The organism is Xanthomonas sp. 60 (genome assembly GCF_011761925.1).
This window is the reverse complement of sequence record NZ_JAASQW010000003.1, coordinates 83,310-102,317: the sequence shown is the minus strand read 5'-3', so window position 1 is coordinate 102,317 and position 19,008 is coordinate 83,310. Positions and strand designations below refer to the sequence as shown.

The 19,008-nt window shown below is 68.7% G+C and carries 16 protein-coding genes; 7 read left to right on the top strand and 9 right to left on the bottom strand.

What is annotated here, in order from left to right; translation table 11 throughout:
• Nucleotides 1-161: 161 nt before the first annotated feature.
• Nucleotides 162-2,357: a hypothetical protein gene (locus tag FHY09_RS07445; protein ID WP_456362736.1), complete on the bottom strand. Its 2,196-nt coding sequence runs from the start codon at nt 2,355-2,357 to the stop codon at nt 162-164.
• A 166-nt stretch (nt 2,358-2,523) separates the two neighbouring features.
• On the opposite strand from FHY09_RS07445, the gene FHY09_RS07440 reads away from it, so the two are divergent.
• Nucleotides 2,524-3,315, top strand: a complete 792-nt coding sequence (locus FHY09_RS07440; protein ID WP_166925732.1) for an SGNH/GDSL hydrolase family protein — start codon at nt 2,524-2,526, stop codon at nt 3,313-3,315.
• Between the two features lie 11 nt (nt 3,316-3,326).
• Complete coding sequence (locus FHY09_RS07435; RefSeq protein ID WP_166926556.1) at nt 3,327-3,662, top strand: hypothetical protein; 336 nt, start codon at nt 3,327-3,329, stop codon at nt 3,660-3,662.
• A gap of 46 nt (nt 3,663-3,708) precedes the next feature.
• Here FHY09_RS07435 and FHY09_RS07430 read toward each other — a convergent pair whose 3' ends face one another.
• From FHY09_RS07430 to hutI, 5 genes are all read right to left on the bottom strand, one after another.
• A complete protein-coding gene (locus FHY09_RS07430) occupies nt 3,709-5,832 on the bottom strand; it encodes a TonB-dependent receptor domain-containing protein (protein ID WP_166925729.1) in 2,124 nt (707 codons plus the stop codon).
• 126 nt (nt 5,833-5,958) lie between these two features.
• Nucleotides 5,959-7,632: a urocanate hydratase gene (hutU, locus tag FHY09_RS07425; RefSeq protein ID WP_166925727.1), complete on the bottom strand. Its 1,674-nt coding sequence runs from the start codon at nt 7,630-7,632 to the stop codon at nt 5,959-5,961.
• Complete coding sequence (hutG, locus tag FHY09_RS07420; protein ID WP_166925725.1) at nt 7,629-8,477, bottom strand: N-formylglutamate deformylase; 849 nt, start codon at nt 8,475-8,477, stop codon at nt 7,629-7,631. Before hutG ends, hutU begins: the two co-directional genes overlap by 4 nt.
• Nucleotides 8,474-10,018 (bottom strand): histidine ammonia-lyase, encoded by a 1,545-nt coding sequence (gene hutH, locus FHY09_RS07415; protein ID WP_166925723.1) that lies wholly within the window; start codon nt 10,016-10,018, stop codon nt 8,474-8,476. Before hutH ends, hutG begins: the two co-directional genes overlap by 4 nt.
• Nucleotides 10,015-11,238: an imidazolonepropionase gene (hutI, locus tag FHY09_RS07410; protein ID WP_166925721.1), complete on the bottom strand. Its 1,224-nt coding sequence runs from the start codon at nt 11,236-11,238 to the stop codon at nt 10,015-10,017. Before hutI ends, hutH begins: the two co-directional genes overlap by 4 nt.
• A gap of 67 nt (nt 11,239-11,305) precedes the next feature.
• On the opposite strand from hutI, the gene FHY09_RS07405 reads away from it, so the two are divergent.
• Nucleotides 11,306-12,682, top strand: coding sequence for a formimidoylglutamate deiminase (locus FHY09_RS07405; RefSeq protein WP_166925719.1), 1,377 nt, complete (start codon nt 11,306-11,308; stop codon nt 12,680-12,682).
• A 19-nt stretch (nt 12,683-12,701) separates the two neighbouring features.
• Nucleotides 12,702-13,430 carry a histidine utilization repressor gene (gene hutC / locus FHY09_RS07400; protein WP_456362735.1) on the top strand — a complete coding sequence of 243 codons (729 nt, stop codon included), beginning with the start codon at nt 12,702-12,704 and terminating at the stop codon, nt 13,428-13,430.
• A 39-nt stretch (nt 13,431-13,469) separates the two neighbouring features.
• Here hutC and FHY09_RS07395 read toward each other — a convergent pair whose 3' ends face one another.
• The 3 genes from FHY09_RS07395 to FHY09_RS07385 form a co-directional block, all read right to left on the bottom strand.
• A complete protein-coding gene (locus FHY09_RS07395) occupies nt 13,470-14,432 on the bottom strand; it encodes a restriction endonuclease (RefSeq protein ID WP_166925715.1) in 963 nt (320 codons plus the stop codon).
• 249 nt (nt 14,433-14,681) lie between these two features.
• Entirely contained in the window at nt 14,682-15,185 is a 504-nt protein-coding gene (locus tag FHY09_RS07390) for a phasin family protein (protein WP_166925713.1), read from the bottom strand.
• Nucleotides 15,186-15,299: 114 nt separating this feature from the next.
• On the bottom strand, nt 15,300-15,575 hold the full coding sequence (locus tag FHY09_RS07385) for a polyhydroxyalkanoic acid system family protein (RefSeq protein WP_166925711.1): 276 nt from the start codon (nt 15,573-15,575) through the stop codon (nt 15,300-15,302).
• A gap of 131 nt (nt 15,576-15,706) precedes the next feature.
• On the opposite strand from FHY09_RS07385, the gene FHY09_RS07380 reads away from it, so the two are divergent.
• From FHY09_RS07380 to pheA, 3 genes are all read left to right on the top strand, one after another.
• Nucleotides 15,707-16,522 carry an FHA domain-containing protein gene (locus FHY09_RS07380; RefSeq protein WP_166925709.1) on the top strand — a complete coding sequence of 272 codons (816 nt, stop codon included), beginning with the start codon at nt 15,707-15,709 and terminating at the stop codon, nt 16,520-16,522.
• Between the two features lie 126 nt (nt 16,523-16,648).
• Nucleotides 16,649-17,734: a 3-phosphoserine/phosphohydroxythreonine transaminase gene (serC, locus tag FHY09_RS07375; protein ID WP_166925707.1), complete on the top strand. Its 1,086-nt coding sequence runs from the start codon at nt 16,649-16,651 to the stop codon at nt 17,732-17,734.
• Nucleotides 17,735-17,777: 43 nt separating this feature from the next.
• A complete protein-coding gene (gene pheA, locus FHY09_RS07370; RefSeq protein ID WP_166925705.1) occupies nt 17,778-18,980 on the top strand; it encodes a prephenate dehydratase in 1,203 nt (400 codons plus the stop codon).
• Nucleotides 18,981-19,008 lie beyond the last annotated feature (28 nt).

Genomic DNA, 19,008 nt, shown 5'->3' with positions numbered 1-19,008 from the left:
CATCGGTGCACGTGGTCTACCACCTTGCCAGTCCCGAGGTGCGTGATTTTCACCCGGATCTCCGCGCCTGCACGGGTGTGTGGAACTGCTGCTCAGCGAGCCGTCGTGCGGCACTGCGCGGGCCAGGACGTACGGACGCGCTCGGGCGGGCAGAGCGCCCCTCAGCGCGGCGGCAGCAGCCGCGGACGTCTGTCGTACCACTCGCGCGCGCCACTCAGGTGCCATTGCTTCTGCTCGCCATCCAGTTCGATGCCCGCACCGAGGATGCCCCAGCGCAGGTACAGATCGCCCCGCCGGCCGGCTTCGCCGATGGCCAGCCGGCCACGCAGCGAAAGCCGCTGGTTCTCCGCGTGCAGATCATCGACCAGCAGTTGCCCGTTCTGCCGCCAACGCAGCTGGCCCGTGGCCTGCACTTCACCCGAGTCGATCAGCCCGAGCACCCAGCGCGGTGACTTGCCGCGCTCGCTGAAGATGTCCAGGATCGGCCCGGCGTCGCGCAGGGTGATATCGGCCACCGCGTCGGCACGCAGCGGCGCGGCGGCGGAGAGGTGGCCCTGCCGGATGGCCACCTCGCCCCACCAGCCGGCATCGCCGCCCGCGCCGACGCGCACGTCCTGCAGGCGCACCGTGGTGCCATTGAGATCGAATTGTTTCTGCTCGAAATCCGCGCGCTTCAGCCGTGCCTGCACGGCGGCGTTGCCGCTCAATGCCAGGCCGGCCAGGCGCAGGCGCGCACCATTGCCGCGCAGGTCCGCGTGCCCGCTGCCGACCCGTCCGGAGGTATCCAGTTCCACGTCACCGCTGAGCAGGCCGGCCCCGCCCAGCAGCTCGAGCTGGTCGTTGCCCACATAACGGTTGTAGCGGGCGAGGTCGGGCACGCGTGCATCCTTGAACGCCAGCTGCACGCGGCCGCCTTCCTTCAGTTCCTGCAGGCGCGCGTCGCCGTTGAAGGTCATGCGCATGTCCTTGCCGTCGAACAGAACCTGCTTCGGCGCATCACCCGGCGCGGCCTTGAACTCGGCAAGGGTCACCGCGACCTGTGCCTGCGGAGTGCGGCCTTCGATGATGCGGCCACGTGCGTGGGCATCACCCTGCATGCGCACACCGGCGACCTCGGCCACCGCCGCTACGCGCGGGATCTCCGCCGTGCTGCCCGGCGCCAGTTGTCCATCGGCGAGGGTGACGTCCGCCTTCACCGTACCGCCGCCCTGCAGGCGGAACCACGGCTTGCGCACGATCAGATCGGAGATCCAGTTGAGTGAATCGAACGCCCACGCCGTCTGCACCCGGCCGGAGGTGCGCGGCAGCAGGGCGGACAGCGCCTGGAACGGAACATCGCGACCGCGGACGCGCAGGTCGGCATCCAGGCGGTTGCCGCTGTCTTCGTCCGGTGGCAGGCGCGCCTGTACCCGGATGTCCTCGGCGACATCGAGCTGCAGTGCAAGCAGCCCCTGGTCCTGCGTCTGCCGGCCGAGCAGCACCGGCAGCCGCCAGACCAGGTGCCCGCCAGGGCGCAGAGCGCCGTGGTCGATCGCCAGGTCTGCCTGCAGGCGAGCGGTGGAAGGCACCGTGCCGACCGTGGCCTGCGCGCCGCCGGTGTCCACGCGCACGGCCTGGCTGCGGCCCTCGATCTTCAGTGCGGCGGTGAGAATGTTCAATTTGCGCACGCCCGGCGCTTGATCGCGGTAATGGCGCGGGAAGTGCGCACTGGCCTGGACATCGGCCTGGTCGAGCAGCGTGGTGCCATTCCAGCTGATGCGCGCGTTGCGGAAATGCGCCTGCGAAGGCAGCAGCTCGGACGGGCCGCCGCGGATCTGCTTGACGAAGCCCACCGTTGCGCTGGCCTCACCGGAAACAAGCAGTTTGCCGAACTCGCCACTGCGGATGCTGTCGCTGTGGATTTCGTCCATGCGCACGGTCCAGCCTTTGTCGCTACGCGGAGGCGGTTCAATCCGGTCTTCAACATTCCCGATGACAGCGCGCACGCCATCGGCGTCGGTCCGCGGGATATGGATCTCGCGGCGGAGCAGGGCCGGCAGCGAGATCGTGGCGCTGGCGCGTTCGGCGGAATAGATCTGCACCGTCCGTCCTGCATGCACGCGCACATGCACGTTCCAGAACACCACGTGGCCGGGCACCACGGTGAAGCCCGGACCGGTGCGAAGCTGGAACTTCTCCGGCTTCTGGTTGGTGGTCATGTCGAACAGCGGGGTGTTGAGATAGACGTTGCCCGCAACGAAGTACAGCAGGTAAAGCAGCAACAGCGCCGCCAGGACCCAGCGTACGGGGCGTGGCCAGGCCGGCATGCGCGAGAGCAGTGCGGCTGGAGAGGAACCGCGGCGGATCTGCAGGGGCATGGGCGGAAGCGGTCTGGTCGGCAGACTGCACTATGGACAGACGCCCGGCGCCGCAACGTGAAGAGGGCAGCCTCTCGCGCAGGCCATCGTGTCGTTATCGGCTTGTGGGTGCCTGCACGGCGAACGTACCATGCCTCCACTGTCTTTCTGATCGGATCCTTCGAGCATGGGTATGTCTGCTTCCCGCATCGTGTGCGGTCTCCTGTTGTCGGCTGCGGTGCTTTCCGCGCATGCCGCGCCTGTGACCGGGCCAGCCATCAACCCGTTGCTGACCCGAGCGCCCGACACGCTCTCTACCGATGATGTGCGCGGGCTGCAGCTGCGCGTTGCCGACTTCGGGCAAACGGCGCATTACCGGCAGGCGAATGCGATCCTGAAGCCGTCGGCCGCGCCGCGCGTGGTGTTCTTCGGTGACTCGATCACGCAAGGGTGGGGTGAGCAGGCCGGTGCCGCGTTCTTTCCCGGCAAGGGCTACATCAACCGTGGGCTGTCAGGACAGACGACGGCCCAGATGCTCGTGCGCTTCCGCGAAGATGTGATCGACCTGGCGCCGGCTGTGGTGGTCATTCTGGCCGGCACCAACGATATCGCCGGCAACACCGGTCCGGCACCGCTGGAGACGATCGCAGGCCATCTGTATTCGATGGCGGAGCTGGCGCGTGCGCATGGCATCGACGTCGTACTTTCTTCGGTGCTGCCGGTCAGCGAGTACCCGTGGCAATCGGGCGTGGCGCCCGCACCCAAGGTGCGGGCACTGAATGCTGCGCTGAAGGCGTACGCCACGGCGGGCAATGCGGTGTACCTGGATTACTACACGCCGATGGCCAATGCTGCCGGCGGACTTGATCCCGCACTGGCCAAGGATGGCGTCCATCCCACGCCGGCAGGGTATGCGGTGATGGCACCGCTGGCCGAGCAGGCGATCCAGCAGGCGCTCGACCAGCGCGGCAAGCGCTGAGCGCCAGCGCACTGGCCACGCACGCGCCCGCACCCCTGCGTACGCCGGATGGCCGTTACCTGGTGGTGCGCGGGCGTCTATGGCGCACCAGCAACCCAGCGCTGCCGGACGCCCAGCGCCAGCGCCTGGTCACCCAGCTGATGGATGCAAGGCGCGCGGTGAAGGATGCGCTGGCGTCCGGTGACGAGCAGGACCTTCGCGATGCGCGCGGTGACGTCGATGCAGCCAAGGTGGCGCTCGGCGAGCGCGGGCCGGTGTGGTGGGAGGACGGCGCGCCGGATTACAACCGCCATCTGGCGAAGAACACGCCCTATGCGGCGTGGTTCGCGCAGCAGGGCGGTGCGTGACCGCAACGGGACTGCAGCCTGCCGACCCGCACGCCATCGGCGTGCCTCAGTCGAACCGCAACCGCACCCCCGCAAACACGCCACGGCCATCGCCCGGCGTTGACCGCGCGACGTCCCGGCCGCCGTCGTCGTACCCCGGCGTCACGGTGGCCGCATAGCGTCGGTCGCCGATGTTGCGCATCTCCGCCCAGGCCTGCCAGCGGCCGTCGGGTGCGTCATACCCGATGCGGCTGCCGAAGATGGCGCGGCTGTCGGCCCAGAAGCTGTTCGCGTAGTCCACTGCGATGCGTGAAGCGTACTCGGTGTTGAGCGCGGCGTAGAACCCGGAGCCGTGGTCGAAGCGCAGTTCGCCCTGGTAATGATGGCGGGGCAGACCCGGCAGCCGGTTGCTGCCGAAACGCGCATCATCGCGGTAGTGGAAGTCACTGAACGTGTAGGCCTGGCGCAGCGAGAGGCGCCCCGCGCTGCCTTGCCACACGGTGCCATCCAGCCCCGCTTCGATGCCACGATGGACCGTGGCACTGGCGTTGTTCTCGGCGATGAACAGATTCGGCACCGGCGCGACCTCCACGCTGAGCAGCTCGTGGTTCACGCGCGCGTGGTAGGCGGTCAGCTCCCAGCGTCCCAGCGTGCTTTCGCCTCGCGCGCCCAGCTCGAACGTGGTCGCGGTCTGGTTGTCGAGCGGCACGGGCGCGCGCTGGCGGCCGGTGGAGGCGCCGTTGCCGGCCGCGAAATACTGGTTGGACCCCCAGATCATCGACCACGGATGGGGCGGCTCGACCGAGCGGCTCACATTGCCGAACCACTGCAGCTGCGGGTTCTGCTGCCAGGTGAAGCCGATGCGCGGGGCGTAGTCCCATTCGCGCACGGCCAGCCGTGGCTGAGCGGCAGGCCAGGTGACCTGCACCTCGCGCCGCGTCTGCAGCAGCGCCAGGCCGGTCTGCAGGCGCAGCGTCTGGTTGAGCATGAGTTCGTTGCCGAGGTGCAGCACGCTGTCGGTACCGTGGTGGGAGAAATCGCGGGTAGGCGTGCCTGCTGCATAGCCATTGCTGGCAAAGCGCAGGGTTTCGCGCGCGTCCGCATCCAGGTCATGGGTGAGCTTCAGTCCCACGGTCGTGACCGCCGCGCGGCCAAACAGCCGGTGCCGCTGCGTGTAGTCCAGCGTGGCGTTGAGGTTGGTGTAATCCAGCTGCTGGCGGTACAGGCTTTCGTTCAAGTCCATCGGATAGTGGTGGTACACCAGGCCGGCCTGCAGCGATGCGTCCTCGTCGATGCGTAGCGTGGTCAGGCTGCCGAGCCAGGTGCTGCCCGGCTGCGGCCGGCGTGCATCGATGGCGAGGTTGGCCGGGTTGGAGGCCCGTGGCGTGGTGCGGATCTGCGCGCGGGTCAGCCGTCCGGGCGTTTCGTGTTCGGTTTCGCGGTAACGGACGAACAGGCGCGTCTGCAGGTCGGGGGTGATCTGCCAGCCGATGTTGGCCATGCCGCCCCGTCCCTCGCCGGCGGCATGGTGCTGGTACCCATCGAACGCGGTGTCGGTGTAGTTGAGGTAATAGTCCAGCGTGCCGTGGGTGCCGCCATGGCCCAGGCCGCGTTTCTCGTAGCCGCGGCTGCCGGCCTCATAGTGGATTTCAGTGCCCGGTGATTGCGCGCCGTTGCGGCTGATGTAGTTGATCGCACCGCCAAGGGCGAGCGCGCCGCGCGCCAGTCCGTTGGCCCCGCGAAGCACCTCCACGCGGCTCAGCCACAAGGGTTCGAGCAGCTCGTAGGGGGTGCCCCCGGGGCCGCTCAGTGGCAGGCCATCGAGTGAGACCGCGATGCCTGACGCATGCGCGCCGGGCCCGCGGTTGATGCCGGAGCCGCGGATGGACACCTTGACGCCCTCGTTGCCCGGCGACTGCGCACTGATGCCGGGCTGGTAGGCGAGCACATCACTCGTGCCGCCCACACGGCCCTGGGCCACCCGCGCCAGGTCGATCACGTTGCTGGCGCCGGGCACCCGGGCCAACGCCGCGCGCGCCTGCGCGGCGGCATCGGCGGCAGTCACGTTGATCCTGTCGAGGGTCGTGGCCGGATCCCCGGAGCCGGCCTGTGCCGCAACGGGGAGGGCGAGCGCGAGCGCCGTTGCCAGCAGGGTCGGGGCAGGAGGCAGACGCAGGATGATGAGCGACATGGAACGCCTGTAAACTATTTCGAAGGCGCGCAAGTTAACAGCTCGGGCGGCGTTCGTCACGCGCGGGCACGGGGTGCGCTCCCGCATGACCCTTTGTTGAGAGGCCGGGTAGCGCCCGGCCTTGACTCAACGGTTGCCGAGGATCCCCGGCAGGTCCAGGCCCTTCTCCCTCGCGCAGTCCAGCGCGATGTCATAGCCCGCATCGGCATGCCGCATCACGCCGGTCGCCGGGTCATTCCACAGCACGCGAGCGATTCGCCTGGCGGCCGCCTCGGTGCCATCGCACACGATCACCATGCCGCTGTGCTGGGAAAACCCCATGCCGACGCCGCCGCCGTGGTGCAGGGACACCCAGGTCGCGCCACTGGCGGTATTGAGCAGCGCGTTCAACAGCGGCCAGTCGGACACCGCGTCGGAGCCGTCGGCCATCGCTTCGGTTTCGCGGTTCGGCGAGGCCACGCTGCCCGAATCCAGGTGGTCGCGGCCGATCACCACCGGCGCCTTCAGTTCGCCGTTGGCCACCATCTCGTTGAAGGCCAGGCCGAGCCGGTCACGGTCGCCCAGCCCGACCCAGCAGATGCGTGCGGGCAGGCCCTGGAAGCTGATTTTCTCGGCGGCCATGTCGAGCCAGCGGTGCAGGTGCGGGTTGTCCGGAATCAACTCCTTCACCTTGGCGTCGGTCCTGGCGATATCTTCCGGATCACCACTGAGCGCGGCCCAGCGGAACGGGCCGATGCCGCGGCAGAACAGTGGGCGGATGTATGCCGGCACGAAGCCGGGGAAATCGAACGCATTGGCCACGCCTTCTTCCAGCGCCATCTGCCGCAGGTTGTTGCCGTAATCCACGGTCGGCACGCCAAGCGCATGGAAGCGGAGCATCGCGCGGACGTGGTTGGCCATCGACGCGCGCGCGGCGGCTTCCACGTCCCTGGGCGCGGACACGCGCTTCTCATCCCACTGCGCCACCGTCCAGCCCTGCGGCAGGTAGCCGTTGACCGGATCGTGCGCGGAGGTCTGGTCGGTCAGCAGGTCCGGCTTGATGCCACGCTCGAGCAGTTCGGCCAGCACATCGGCCACGTTGCCCAGCAACCCCACCGAGCGCGGCGTGCCACTGCGGCAGGCCTCGTCGATCAGTTGCAGCGCGTGATCCAGATTGTCGGTCCATGTGTCGAGATAGCCGGTGCGCAGCCGCATGTCGATGCTGCTCTGGCGGCATTCCACCGCCAGGCACGAGGCACCGGCCATCACCGCGGCCAGCGGTTGTGCGCCGCCCATGCCGCCGAGACCGCCGGTGAACAGCCAGCGCCCGGTCAGGTCGCCGCCGAAGTGCTGCCGTCCCATCTCCACGAAGGTCTCGTAGGTGCCCTGTACGATGCCCTGCGCGCCGATGTAGATCCAGCTGCCGGCGGTCATCTGGCCGTACATCGCCAGGCCCTTCCTGTCCAACTCGTTGAAGTGGTCCCAGGTGGCCCAGCGCGGCACCAGGTTGGAATTGGCGATCAACACCCGCGGCGCATCGGCGTGGGTGCGGAACACGCCCACCGGTTTGCCGGACTGCACCAGCAGAGTCTGGTCGTCCTCCAGCCGCGTAAGCGCCTCGACGATCGCATCGAAGCTCTGCCAGTCCCGCGCCGCACGCCCGATGCCGCCATACACCACCAGTTCCTGCGGCCGCTCGGCCACGTCCGGGTGCAGGTTGTTCATCAGCATGCGCAGCGGCGCTTCAGTCAGCCAGCTCTTGGCGGTGAGCGTGCTGCCGGTGGGCGCGACGATGGTGCGGGAAGAGTCGTGACGGGTCATGCGGCGCTCCGGTTCGAGGCGAAATCAAGGCAGGCGTTGAGGACCTGCGCCAGCGTGCGGCGCAGCGGTGCGGCGTGGTCGTCGTCCAGGACGGTGGGCCAGCTGTGGGCGTCCACCACGGCCGGTTCCAGCATGTAGCCCCGGCAGGCCAGCTCCATCTGCAGGGTATGCACCCCGGCGGGCACATCGCTGTAGTGGCGTGTGATCCAGCCGCCCTTGAACCGCCCGTTGCGTACGTAGGACTGTCCGCTGAGCCGGCACAGGTTTTCCACCACGTCGCTCAGCGCGTTGTCGCAGGCGGTGTCCGGCGTGCCGGTGGGGCCGGCCGTGCCGAGGTTGAACTGCGGCAGCTCACCCTCGAACAGGTGCGGGATCCGTGAGCGGATCGAATGCGCGTCATACACCACCAGCGTGCCGTGCTGTTGTTTCAGGCGCGCGATCTGCGCGCCGAGCGCATCATGGTAGGGCTTGAAATACGTGTCACGGCGGCGCGCGATCTCGGCTTCGCCCGGCGTCTGCCCCTCGCGGTACAGCGGTTGGTTGTCGAAGGTGGTGAGCGGGCACAGTCCGGTGGTGTTCTGGCCCGGGTACAGCGAAGCTCCGGCCGGATCGCGGTTGAGGTCGATCACCGAGCGCGAGATCGTCGAGCGCACGGTGGTGGCGCCCATGCCGCGCGCGAAGTCATACAGCGTGTGCACCCACCAGTCCGCATCGCGCCGCGCCAGCCACGGCGAAACGAAGCCGTCTGCGCATGCTTCGGGAAGCTCGGTTCCGGTGTGCGGGAAGCTGATCAGCAGCGGCGCGGATCCTTCATGCACCTCCAGCCAGTACGGATGCGCACTCACGCTTGCGGCTCCACGCCCGGCAGTGCGTCATGGGCGAGGTGCTGCAGCAGCGCACCGCTGCGTACCAGGTCCGTGGCGGCGAGGATATCCGGATGGAAGTAGCGATCTTCCTGCAGCGTAGGCACGCGCTCGCGCAACAGCCTGCGGATGGTCTCCAGCGCCGCGCTGGAGCGCAGCGGCGCATGGAAATCGCAGCCCTGCGCGGCGGCCAGCAGCTCGATGCCCACCACGTTCGCCGCGTTCTCCGCCATCGGCAGCAGGCGCCGCGCACCGTGCGCGGCCATGGACACGTGGTCCTCCTGGTTGGCCGAGGTGGGAATGGAATCCACGCTGGCCGGATAGGCGCGCTGCTTGTTCTCCGAGACCAGCGCGGCGGCAGTGACCTGTGGAATCATGAAGCCGGAGTTGAGCCCCGGGCGCGGGGTCAGGAACGCGGGCAGGCCGGACAGGGCCGGGTCCACCAGCATCGCGGTGCGGCGCTCGCTGATCGAGCCGATCTCGCACACGGCCATGGCCAGCATGTCAGCGGCGAAGGCCACCGGTTCGGCATGGAAATTGCCGCCGCTGAGCGCCTCGCCGGTATCGGTGAACACCAGCGGATTGTCGGACACGCCGTTGGCTTCGATCTCCAGCGTGGTGGCCGCCTGGCGCATGATGTCCAGCGCCGCGCCCATCACCTGCGGCTGGCAGCGCAGGCAGTAGGGATCCTGCACGCGGACATCGTTGTCGCGGTGCGATTCGCGGATCGCCGAGCCCTGCATGAGCGTGCGCAGCGCGGCGGCGGTAACGATCTGGCCGCGCTGCCCACGGATGGCGTGGATGCGCGGATCGAACGGGGTGTCCGAGCCCTTGGCGGCTTCGACGGAGAGCGCGCCGGTGACCAGGGCGGACTGGAACACCGTTTCGATTTCGAACAACCCCGCCAGGGCGTAGGCGGTGGAGAACTGGGTGCCATTGAGCAGCGCCAGACCTTCCTTGGCGCCCAGCTCGAGCGGGGCAAGGCCCACCCGTTCCAGGGCATCGAGGGCGGGCAGCCGCTCGCCGGCAATGAACGCTTCGCCCACGCCCAGCATCACGCTGGCCAGGTGGGACAGCGGCGCCAGATCGCCGGAGGCACCGACCGAACCCTGCGCCGGGATGACCGGCACCAGGTCATGCACGAGGAACGCTTCGAGCAGGCGCAGCGTCTGCTCGCGCACTCCGGACGCGCCCTGGGCGAGGCTGACCAGCTTCAGGGCCATCATCAGCCGCACCACGGCGACGGGCATCGGCGCGCCGACGCCGGCAGCATGCGAGAGCACGATGTTCCGCTGCAGCGTGGCCAGGTCATCGCGCTCGATGCGCACGCTGGCAAGCTTGCCGAAACCGGTGTTGATGCCATAGACCGGCTCGCCCCGGGCGACGATGGCTTCGACCACTGCGGCACTGGCGCGCACCGCCGGCAGGGCATCGGCATCCAGCGTGATCGCAGCGCCACGGTAGACCTGCCGCCACTGCGAAAGGGAAACGTGGCCGGGACGCAGGACCAAAGGAGTGTTCATGGGGTGCTCCAGGAAACGGGCAGATCGGGTTGGCCGCGCCGTACGCGCGCGTGCAGGGGATTGAAGCCGATGCGGTAGACCAGATCGGCCGGCGACTGGATGTCCCACAGCGCGAGGTCGCAGTCCAGGCCGACCGCGAGCCGGCCGATGCGGTCGCTGCGACCCAGCGCGCGCGCGGCCTCGCGGGTGAACCCGGCGATGCATTCTTCGACGGTCAGGCGGAACAGCGTGGCGCCCATGTTCATGGCCAGCAACGGGCTGGTCAGCGGTGACGTGCCCGGGTTGCAGTCGGTGGCCAGCGCGAGCGGAACGCCGGCCGCGCGCAGCGCGCTGATCGGCGGCGGCGTGGTGTCGCGGGTGAAGTAGTACGCGCCGGGCAGCAGCACCGCGACCGTGCCGGCGGCCGCCATGGCCGCGATGCCCGCATCATCCAGGTGCTCGACATGGTCGGCCGACAGCGCGCCGAAGCCGGCCGCGAGCGCGGCGCCATGCTGGTTGCTGAGCTGCTCGGCATGGATCTTCACCGCAAGGCCGTGGGCGCGTGCCGCTTCGAACACCTGCCGTGCCTGTGCGTGGGAGAAGCCGATGGTCTCGCAGAACACGTCCACCGCTTCAGCCACTCCTTCGGCGGCCAGCGCGGGAATCATCCGCGCGCACACCTCATCGATGTACGCCTGCGCGTCCCCGCCGGGCGGCACGGCGTGCGCGCCGAGGAAGGTCGGCACCACGTTCATGTCACACGCTGCGCCGAGATCGCGGGCGACCTGCAGCTGCTTGCGCTCGTCTTCCAGGGTGAGGCCGTAGCCGGATTTGATCTCCAGCGTGGTCACGCCTTCAGCGCGCATCGCCAACATGCGCGGTCGGCTTTCCGCGGCCAGCTGCGCGGCCGACGCCGCACGGGTGGCATGGACCGTGGCCACGATGCCGCCGCCCGCGCGGGCGATCTCTTCGTAGCTGGCGCCCTCCAGCCGCCGTTCGAACTCGTTGGCGCGGTTGCCGGCGTAGACCAGGTGGGTGTGGCAATCGATCAGGCCGGGTGACATCCAGCGGCCCTGACAATCGATGCGTTGGACGGGTTTCAGGTGACGGCCGCTGCCGGCCGGGCCGACATGCACGATGCGGCCTTCGTGGGCGGCGAGCTCGGCGTCGCGCAGCAGGCCCAAACCGGGGCCGTCGAGGGTGATCAGGTGGACGCCGGTCCACAGGGTGTCGCAGATCATGGAGTGGCCGTTACCGCATCGCTGATATGTCTATACAATACGAGCGTCCTTTTCCGGTTGTCCAGCCATGACTGACCCGCACGCCACGATGACCCTGCACGCCGCGCAGGCGCTGTTGCCCGACGGCTGGGCGCGTGATGTGCGCTTGCAGGTGGCCGATGGCCGCCTGGTGGCAATCACCGCAGGCCAGCCTGCAGCGCCCGGTGACGTGCGCCTGGCCATCGCGGTTCCGGGACTGCCCAACCTGCACAGCCATGCCTTCCAGCGCGGCATGGCGGGGCTGACCGAGGTTGGCGGCGGGGATGGCGACAGCTTCTGGAGCTGGCGCGAACTGATGTACCGGTTTCTTGCACGGCTGCGTCCGGAGGCGGTCGAAGCGATCGCCGCGCAGGCGTACATGGAGATGCTCGAGACCGGTTTCACCCGCGTCGGCGAGTTCCATTACCTGCACCACCAGGCCGACGGCACGCCGTATGTCGAGCGTGCCGAAATGTGCGCACGCCTGGCCGGTGCAGCCGCCAGCACGGGTATCGGACTGACCCTGCTGCCGGTGTTCTACGCGCATGCCGACTTCGGCGGCGCACCGCCGAACCCGGCGCAGGTCCGCCTGATCCACGACGTGGACGGATTCGCGCAGCTGCTTGAAGGTGCACGCGCGGCGCTTGCCTGCTTGCCGGATGCGGTGCTGGGCATCGCGCCGCACAGCCTGCGCGCGGTCACCGGGCAGGAACTGGACGCGCTGTTGCCGCTCAATGATGGACCGGTGCATATCCATATCGCCGAGCAGCTGCGCGAGGTGGAGGCCTGCGTGGCCTGGAGCGGGCTGCGCCCGGTGCGTTGGCTGTACGAACACGCGGCGGTGGACGCGCGCTGGTGCCTGGTGCACGCCACCCATATCGACGATCAGGAACGCGCGCGCATGGTGCGCAGCGGTGCGGTGGCTGGCCTGTGCCCGATCACCGAGGCGAACCTCGGCGACGGTCTGTTCCCGATGCAGGCCTTCGTGCGCGAGGGCGGCCGCTTCGGAGTGGGTTCGGACTCGAACGTGCTGATCGACGCGGCCGAGGAACTGCGCCTGCTCGAGTACGGCCAACGCCTGACCCTGCGCGGCCGCAACGTGCTCGCGCCGGACGCCGGCCGCAGCACCGGCCGCTACCTGTACGAATCGGCGCTGGGTGGTGGCGCCCAGGCGCTGGGCGTGGCGGCCGGACTGCAGGTGGCCGCGAGCGCGGACGTGCTGGAGCTGGATCCGGCGCATCCTGCGCTGCAGACACGCGCCGGGGATGCGCTGCTTGACAGCTGGATGTTCGCCGCCCGTAATGGCGCGCTGCGCGCGGTCTGGCGACATGGCCGCCAGTACGTGGCCGACGGCCGCCATCTGCAGCGCGACGCGATCACGGCGCGTTTTGCCCAGGCCCTGCAGGGTGTGCTGGGTTCCGCCTGATCCCCTGCCCGAGACCGCCGTGAACGCCCGCAACGCCACCACGCTCAACCAGCGCATCCGCCGGGATCTGGAGCACCAGATCCTCAGCGGCGCGTGGGCGCCCGGCTTCCGCATCCCGTACGAGCATGAGCTCATGGCGCAGTACGGCTGTTCGCGCATGACCGTCAACAAGGTGCTGACCGCCCTGGCCGAAAGTGGAATGATCGAGCGCCGCCGCCGCGCCGGTTCGTTCGTGGCGCGGCAGTCGCCGCACCTTGAGCAGGTGGCGCTGGAGATCCCGGATATCGCCCTGCAGGTCAGCGCGATGGGACTGCGTTACGGCTACCGGCTGCTGCAGCGCCAACTGCGCGGCCCCCATGCACATGACGAAGGCGAAACCGCGCTCGCTGCGGGCGCGCAGGTGCTTGCACTGCGCTGTCTGCACCTGGCCGATGAAAGGCCCCTGGCCCTCGAACACCGGCTAATCAGCCCGGTGGGCGTGCCCGAAGCAGGCGCGGTGGATTTCAGCCGCACCGCGCCGGGCAGCTGGCTGCTGCAGAACGTGTCATGGACACGTGCCCAGCATCGGATCAGTGCATGGGGCGCCGATGCCCCGACGGCGAAGGCGCTGGACGTCAAGACGGGCACCGCGTGCCTGGTGATCGAACGCCACACCTGGCGCGGCGACCAGGCCATCACACGGGTGCGGCAGATCTTCCGTGGCGATGCGTGGGATCTGGTGGCGCGCTTCGCGCCGGGTGGGCGCTGACACGCGCTGCCCGGACCGCCGGCGCGGGCAGGCCAACGCTCACAGGGTGGCGCACTGCCGCCAACGCACCGGTTCGTCCACGCCCGGGCGGGCATTGAGCTGGATCCGCACCGTGCGCAGCGCGGGATAGGCGATGACCTGTTCGCAGATCCGCGGCCAAACCTGTTCCAGCGTGCCCGTGCGGCTCACCACCAGCGTCTGCCGGGTCTGCCAGATTCCGCTGGTCACGCCCGGCACTCTCAGCAGCGCCCGCGACACGGCCTGCTGGTAGGCCTGCAGCGTACTGTCATCCGGGTCCGGCTCCAGCATGGGCGGTGCGGGCTGCGCAGGCGATGCCGTTGCCACCTCGGGGCGCTGCCGCAGAGCGGGGGGCTGCGTTGGGGCGGGTGCTTCGACCGCCGACGCCGGCACGCCGCGCTTGAATCCCACGGCCGCCGCGAGGCCGATCGTGGCGCACGCAAGCGCGGCGATGACGGTGCGGCGGACGGCTTCGCGGCGCGCGGCGTCGCGCACCCGTGATTCGATGTCGCCGGGCAGATAGGGCAGCAGCAGCGGCCACAGCCGCGGGCCGTCGAGCACTTCGACCGCCTGCTTTTCCGCCGTTGCCAGGCTGGCACGTTCCACCCGGCCTTCGGTGATCAGCAGTCCACCGCGTGCGCCGGCAAGCCGTGCCGCCGCACCAAGTTCGTTGATGGCGGCGGTGCCGATGCGGTACGCCAGCCCATGCTTGCACCAGACCAGCCACGGACCCTCGGCGCTGCCGAGCAGGAAATCACTGGCGGGTTGGCGGCTTCCGTCTTCCGCGTGTGGCAGCGTATGCAGGTCGCGCTGCTCGCGCAGGGCGCGCTTGACCAGCTCGGAGAAGTCGCGCCAGTGCATGCCGGCGAGCGCCTGCAGGCCCAGTTCGCGTTCAGTCGCCCGGCGCTTGACCAGCCACAGGTAGAGCGTAGCGACAACAAACAGCACGGCAGCCAGCAGCAAAGCCGGAATCCAGGGAAACATGCAGGCGGCGGACAGGGGACGGAAGAGGGCGGACAGTGTAGCGGCGACCGGCCTGCGCCGCGTCGGGAGCATCCCTACACACAGGGCGGTCTTCAGGACTGAAAAACCCGCCGATGCCGGAATCCGAGAGGGGAGGGAACAGTCGGAAGGCACAGGCGGGTCACAGCGATTGTGGCGCGCATATTGTTGCTTTGCAACATGGCGCGCCGCCTGCCGCAGGTGCCGGCGGGAACCGGCACCGACACCCCATCAGGGCAGGCTGTTGGGGGACTGGTGGGAACCGGGAGCGGGCTCACCGGACGCGGGCTGGGACGCCCGGCTTTCCAGGCGGTTCAGCCGCGTGGTCAGCGCATCGATGCGTGCTTCCAGCGCCGCGATGTCATCTGCACCAGGGACCTTCATACGGCGCAGCACGCCCTGCACCTGGTCATCGAAGGCCTTCTCGACCTTGCCCCACGTGCCGCTGGCCTTCTCGCGGGCCTGACCGAGCTGGTCTTCGACGTTGTCGCGCCAGTTGGCGCCCTGCTCGCTGGTGCGGCCCCGGCGGCGCTCTTCGAACGCTTCGCCTTCCTTCACCAGCCCTTCGAAGAAGCGGTTGCCTTCCGCCTGGGCGCGGCCGAGGGCGCCGAGGCCGGCCAGCCACACCTGCTGTGCGGAGTCGCTGAAACGGCGCGAGATGCGCTCGGCCTGGTCCTGGAACGAGGCCTTGTCCTGGCCCTCGTGACGCGGGTCGTGTTCGTCGTACTGGCTCATCGTAGAGGCTCCTGCTGTGACGGTCGCAGAAGGCAGCCTAGCGTGCCGGATGAAGGAACGGCGTGATGGAAACGCGCACGACGGCCTGCTCGGCGCGCCTCACGGCGGCGCTGTTCAGCCCAGCTTTTCCTTGAGCACGCGCTGGATTTCGCTTTCGACCATGCTCTTCATCGACGAGAGCAGGAAACCGAGCTTGGCCGTCACCCGCACCGCACCGGGCTGCAGTTCGATGGCGCCGTCCACGCCGCTGCCGTTGAAATCGAGCACGTCACCGCGCCACTGCGACGCCAGTCCGAAGCGTTCGGCGAGTTTCGCCGCCACCTCTTCCATGGCGGTGCGGGCCTGCGGATCGGGCAGGGCATGGGCGTGACGGATATCGATGGTGGACATGGCAGCTCCTGGCGGCGGAAGGGCGGGGGTTAAGGGCGGGAGGGGCGTGCATTGTGCGGACCTGCAGGACAAACGCCAAGCCACGCATTGACGCTTTCCGTCCATCATCGCAACCTGCTAGGCTGCGGCGCGTGCACAGTCTGCTCGTCCATTTCCCCCATCAAACGCAACCTGACCAGCCGCTGCTGGCCGGCGTGCAGCGCATCGTGCGCCAGGCCAATGGCAGCATCGCCGTGGTCGCCACCAGCCAGGGGGCGCTGCTGCTCGCCCAGTTCTGCCTGGACGGGCGCGGGCTTTGGCTGCAGGTGGCTGCCGGCATCCGCGGCGTGCATGTCAACGGTCGCCCGGTGCGCCGCATGGCGATGCTGCGCGCGGGTGATGCGGTGTACGTGGACGGCGTGGAAATGATCGTGCGCGGGATGGCCGAGGCGGTGGCACAACCGCCCGCTCCGTCGCAAGGCGCGGCGGGCGAAGGCGCGCTGGCCGGAAGCATTGCCGTACTGCGCGGCGTCGGCGGTGGCCACCACGGACGCAGTTTCCCGCTTGACCGCCCGCGCGTGATCGGTCGCGACCCCGACGCGGACATCGTCATCGATGAGCCAGCGTTCGCACCGCGCCATGCGCGCGTGGAGCGCATCGGCGAGCGCGTGCTGCTGCGTGACCTGGGCTCGGCCGAGGGCACCCGGGTCAACGGCGTGAACGTGCGCCATTGCTGGCTGCAGGGCGGCGATCAACTGGTGTTCGATGGCCACCACCGCCTGGTGGTGGAACTGCCCGACGATCCGCGCACGCAGCCACTGCACAATGAAGATGCGCTGCTGCCCGAGTTCCGAGCCGAGGACCTGCCGGACGTGCCGCGGCGCGTGCGTCGCTGGCCCTGGCTGCTCGGCAGCGCCCTGCTGCTGGCCGGCGTGCTGAGCCTGCTGCTGCTGTTCGGCGCGCGCTGAAGCAGTGTGACGCTTGTGGCCCGGTGGCCGCGCGATGGATTCGGATGCAACCAAATTCCCTTGCCGGACAAGGCGCGGACGCTGATGCGCTGCGGCATACTAGGGGTCTTGCCTCATAGGTGTGACATGACCCGCGCGTACAATTTCAGTGCCGGCCCTGCGGCACTGCCGGAATCGGTCCTGCGTCAGGCGCAGGCGGAAATGCTCGAATGGCACGGTGCCGGCGCCTCCATCGTCGAGATGAGCCATCGGGGTGCCGAGTTCATGGCCGTGGCCGCGGAGGCCGAAGCCGACCTGCGCCAACTGCTCGATATTCCCCAGGACTACGCGGTGCTGTTCCTGCCCGGTGGCGCCACCACCCAGCAGGCGCTCATTCCCCTCAATTTCGCCGCTGCCGGTCAACGGGCGGATTATGTGATCAGCGGGCACTGGGGGCAGACAGCGGTGAAACAGGCCGCCCCGTACGTGGAGGTGAACGTCGCCGCCAGCAGCGAAGCCGGGCACTACCATGACCTGCCGCCGCGCGCCGGCTGGCAGTTGTCCGACGACGCCGCCTACGTGCACATCACCGCCAATGAAACGATCCATGGCGTGGAGTTCCGTGACATTCCGGACACCGGTGAGGTGCCGCTGGTCGCCGATTTCAGTTCCTCCATCGCCAGTGAGCCGCTGGACGTGCGCCGTTTCGGCGTGATCTACGCCGGGGCGCAGAAGAACCTGGGCCCGGTCGGCATCGCCGTGGTGATCATCCGCCGCGACCTGCTCGAGCGCAGTGGACAGCGCCGCGCGGACATCTTCGATTACCGCTCGCACGCTGCACGCGATTCCATGCTCAACACCCCGCCGACCTGGAACTGGTATCTGGCCGGACTGGTGTTCAAATGGATGCTCGCCGAAGGCGGCGTGGTGGCGTTCGCCGAGCGCAACGCGGCCAAGGCGGCGTTGCTGTACGCCGCCATCGATGCGTCCGGCGGCTTCTACCGCAACGACATCGCGGTCTCGGCACGCTCGCGGATGAACGTGCCGTTCTTCCTGCCGACGCCGGCGCTGGATGCGCGTTTCGTGGAAGACGCCAAGGCGGCGGGGCTGCTTGCGCTGAAGGGCCACAAGGCCGTCGGTGGCATCCGCGCCTCGCTCTACAACGCCATTCCGCTCGCGGCCGTTGAAGCGCTGGTGGGCTTCATGGCCGATTTCCAGCAGCGTCACGGCTGAACTTCCGGCGCACGCCTGTGCGCCCAGCACTACAGGATCCCCGATGGCACGCAAACCTGCCGATCCAGCCGCTTCAAGAACGACCCGGAAAGCCACCCCGGCCACGCCGGCGGCCGCAGTGAAACCGGCGTCCCGCACCACCGCCCGCGCGGCCAAGGCGGCACCACCGCTGGTGCTGGCCGATGTGCGCGCCAACATCGACCAGATCGACCGCGACATCCAGGCTCTCATCGCCGAGCGCGCCCGCTACGCGCACCAGGTTGGCAAGGCCAAGGGCAAGCTCGCCGCCGCAGTGGACTACTACCGCCCCGAACGCGAGGCGCAGGTGCTGCGCATGGTGGTGGACCGCAACGAAGGCCCGCTCAGCGACGAGCTTTTGGTGCATGTCTACCGGGAGATCATGTCGGCCTGCCTGGCCCAGCAGGAGCCGCTCAAGATCGGCTACCTCGGTCCGGAGGGCACCTTCAGCCAGCAGGCCGTGCTCAAGCATTTCGGTCGCTCCGCACTCGGCCTGCCGATGGCGAGCATCGAGGAAGTCTTCCAGGAAGTGGAGGCCGGCAATGCCGATTTCGGGGTGGTGCCGGTGGAGAATTCGGGGCAGGGCACCATCCAGATCACCTTGGACATGTTCCTCACTTCCAACCTGAAGATCTGCGGTGAAGCCGAGCTGCGCGTGCAGCAGTACCTGATGTCGCGCAGCGGCCGCCTGGAAGACATCGAGCGCATCTACGCGCACCCGCAATCGTTCATGCAGACCTCGTCGTGGCTGCGCGCCAACCTGCCCCGGGCCGAGAAAATCCCGGTGGCCAGCAATGCCGAAGGCGCTCGCCGGGCGCGCAATGCCGATGATGCGGCGGCCATCGGCGGCGAGAACGCCGGCCACGTGTACAACCTGAAGAAGGTGGTCACCAAACCGATCCAGAACGATGCGGACAACACCACGCGCTTTCTGGTCATCGGCCGCAGCATCTTCCCTTCGTCCGGCCACGACCGCACGTCGGTGCTGGTCTTCATCCATGACAAGCCGGGCGCGCTGTTCGATGTGCTCAGCCCGTTCGCGCGGCATGGCATCAGCATGAACCGCATCGAGTCGCGGCCCTCGCATCACGGCAAGTGGGAATACGGCTTCTTCATCGATCTGGCCGGCCATGTGGACGATGCGCCGATGCAGGCGGCGTTGGCTGAACTCGAAACCCATGCGGCCCAGGTGAAGATCCTGGGTTCGTACCCGGTCGCCGTGTGCTGAAACGCACGACGCCGCTGAAGGATTGAAT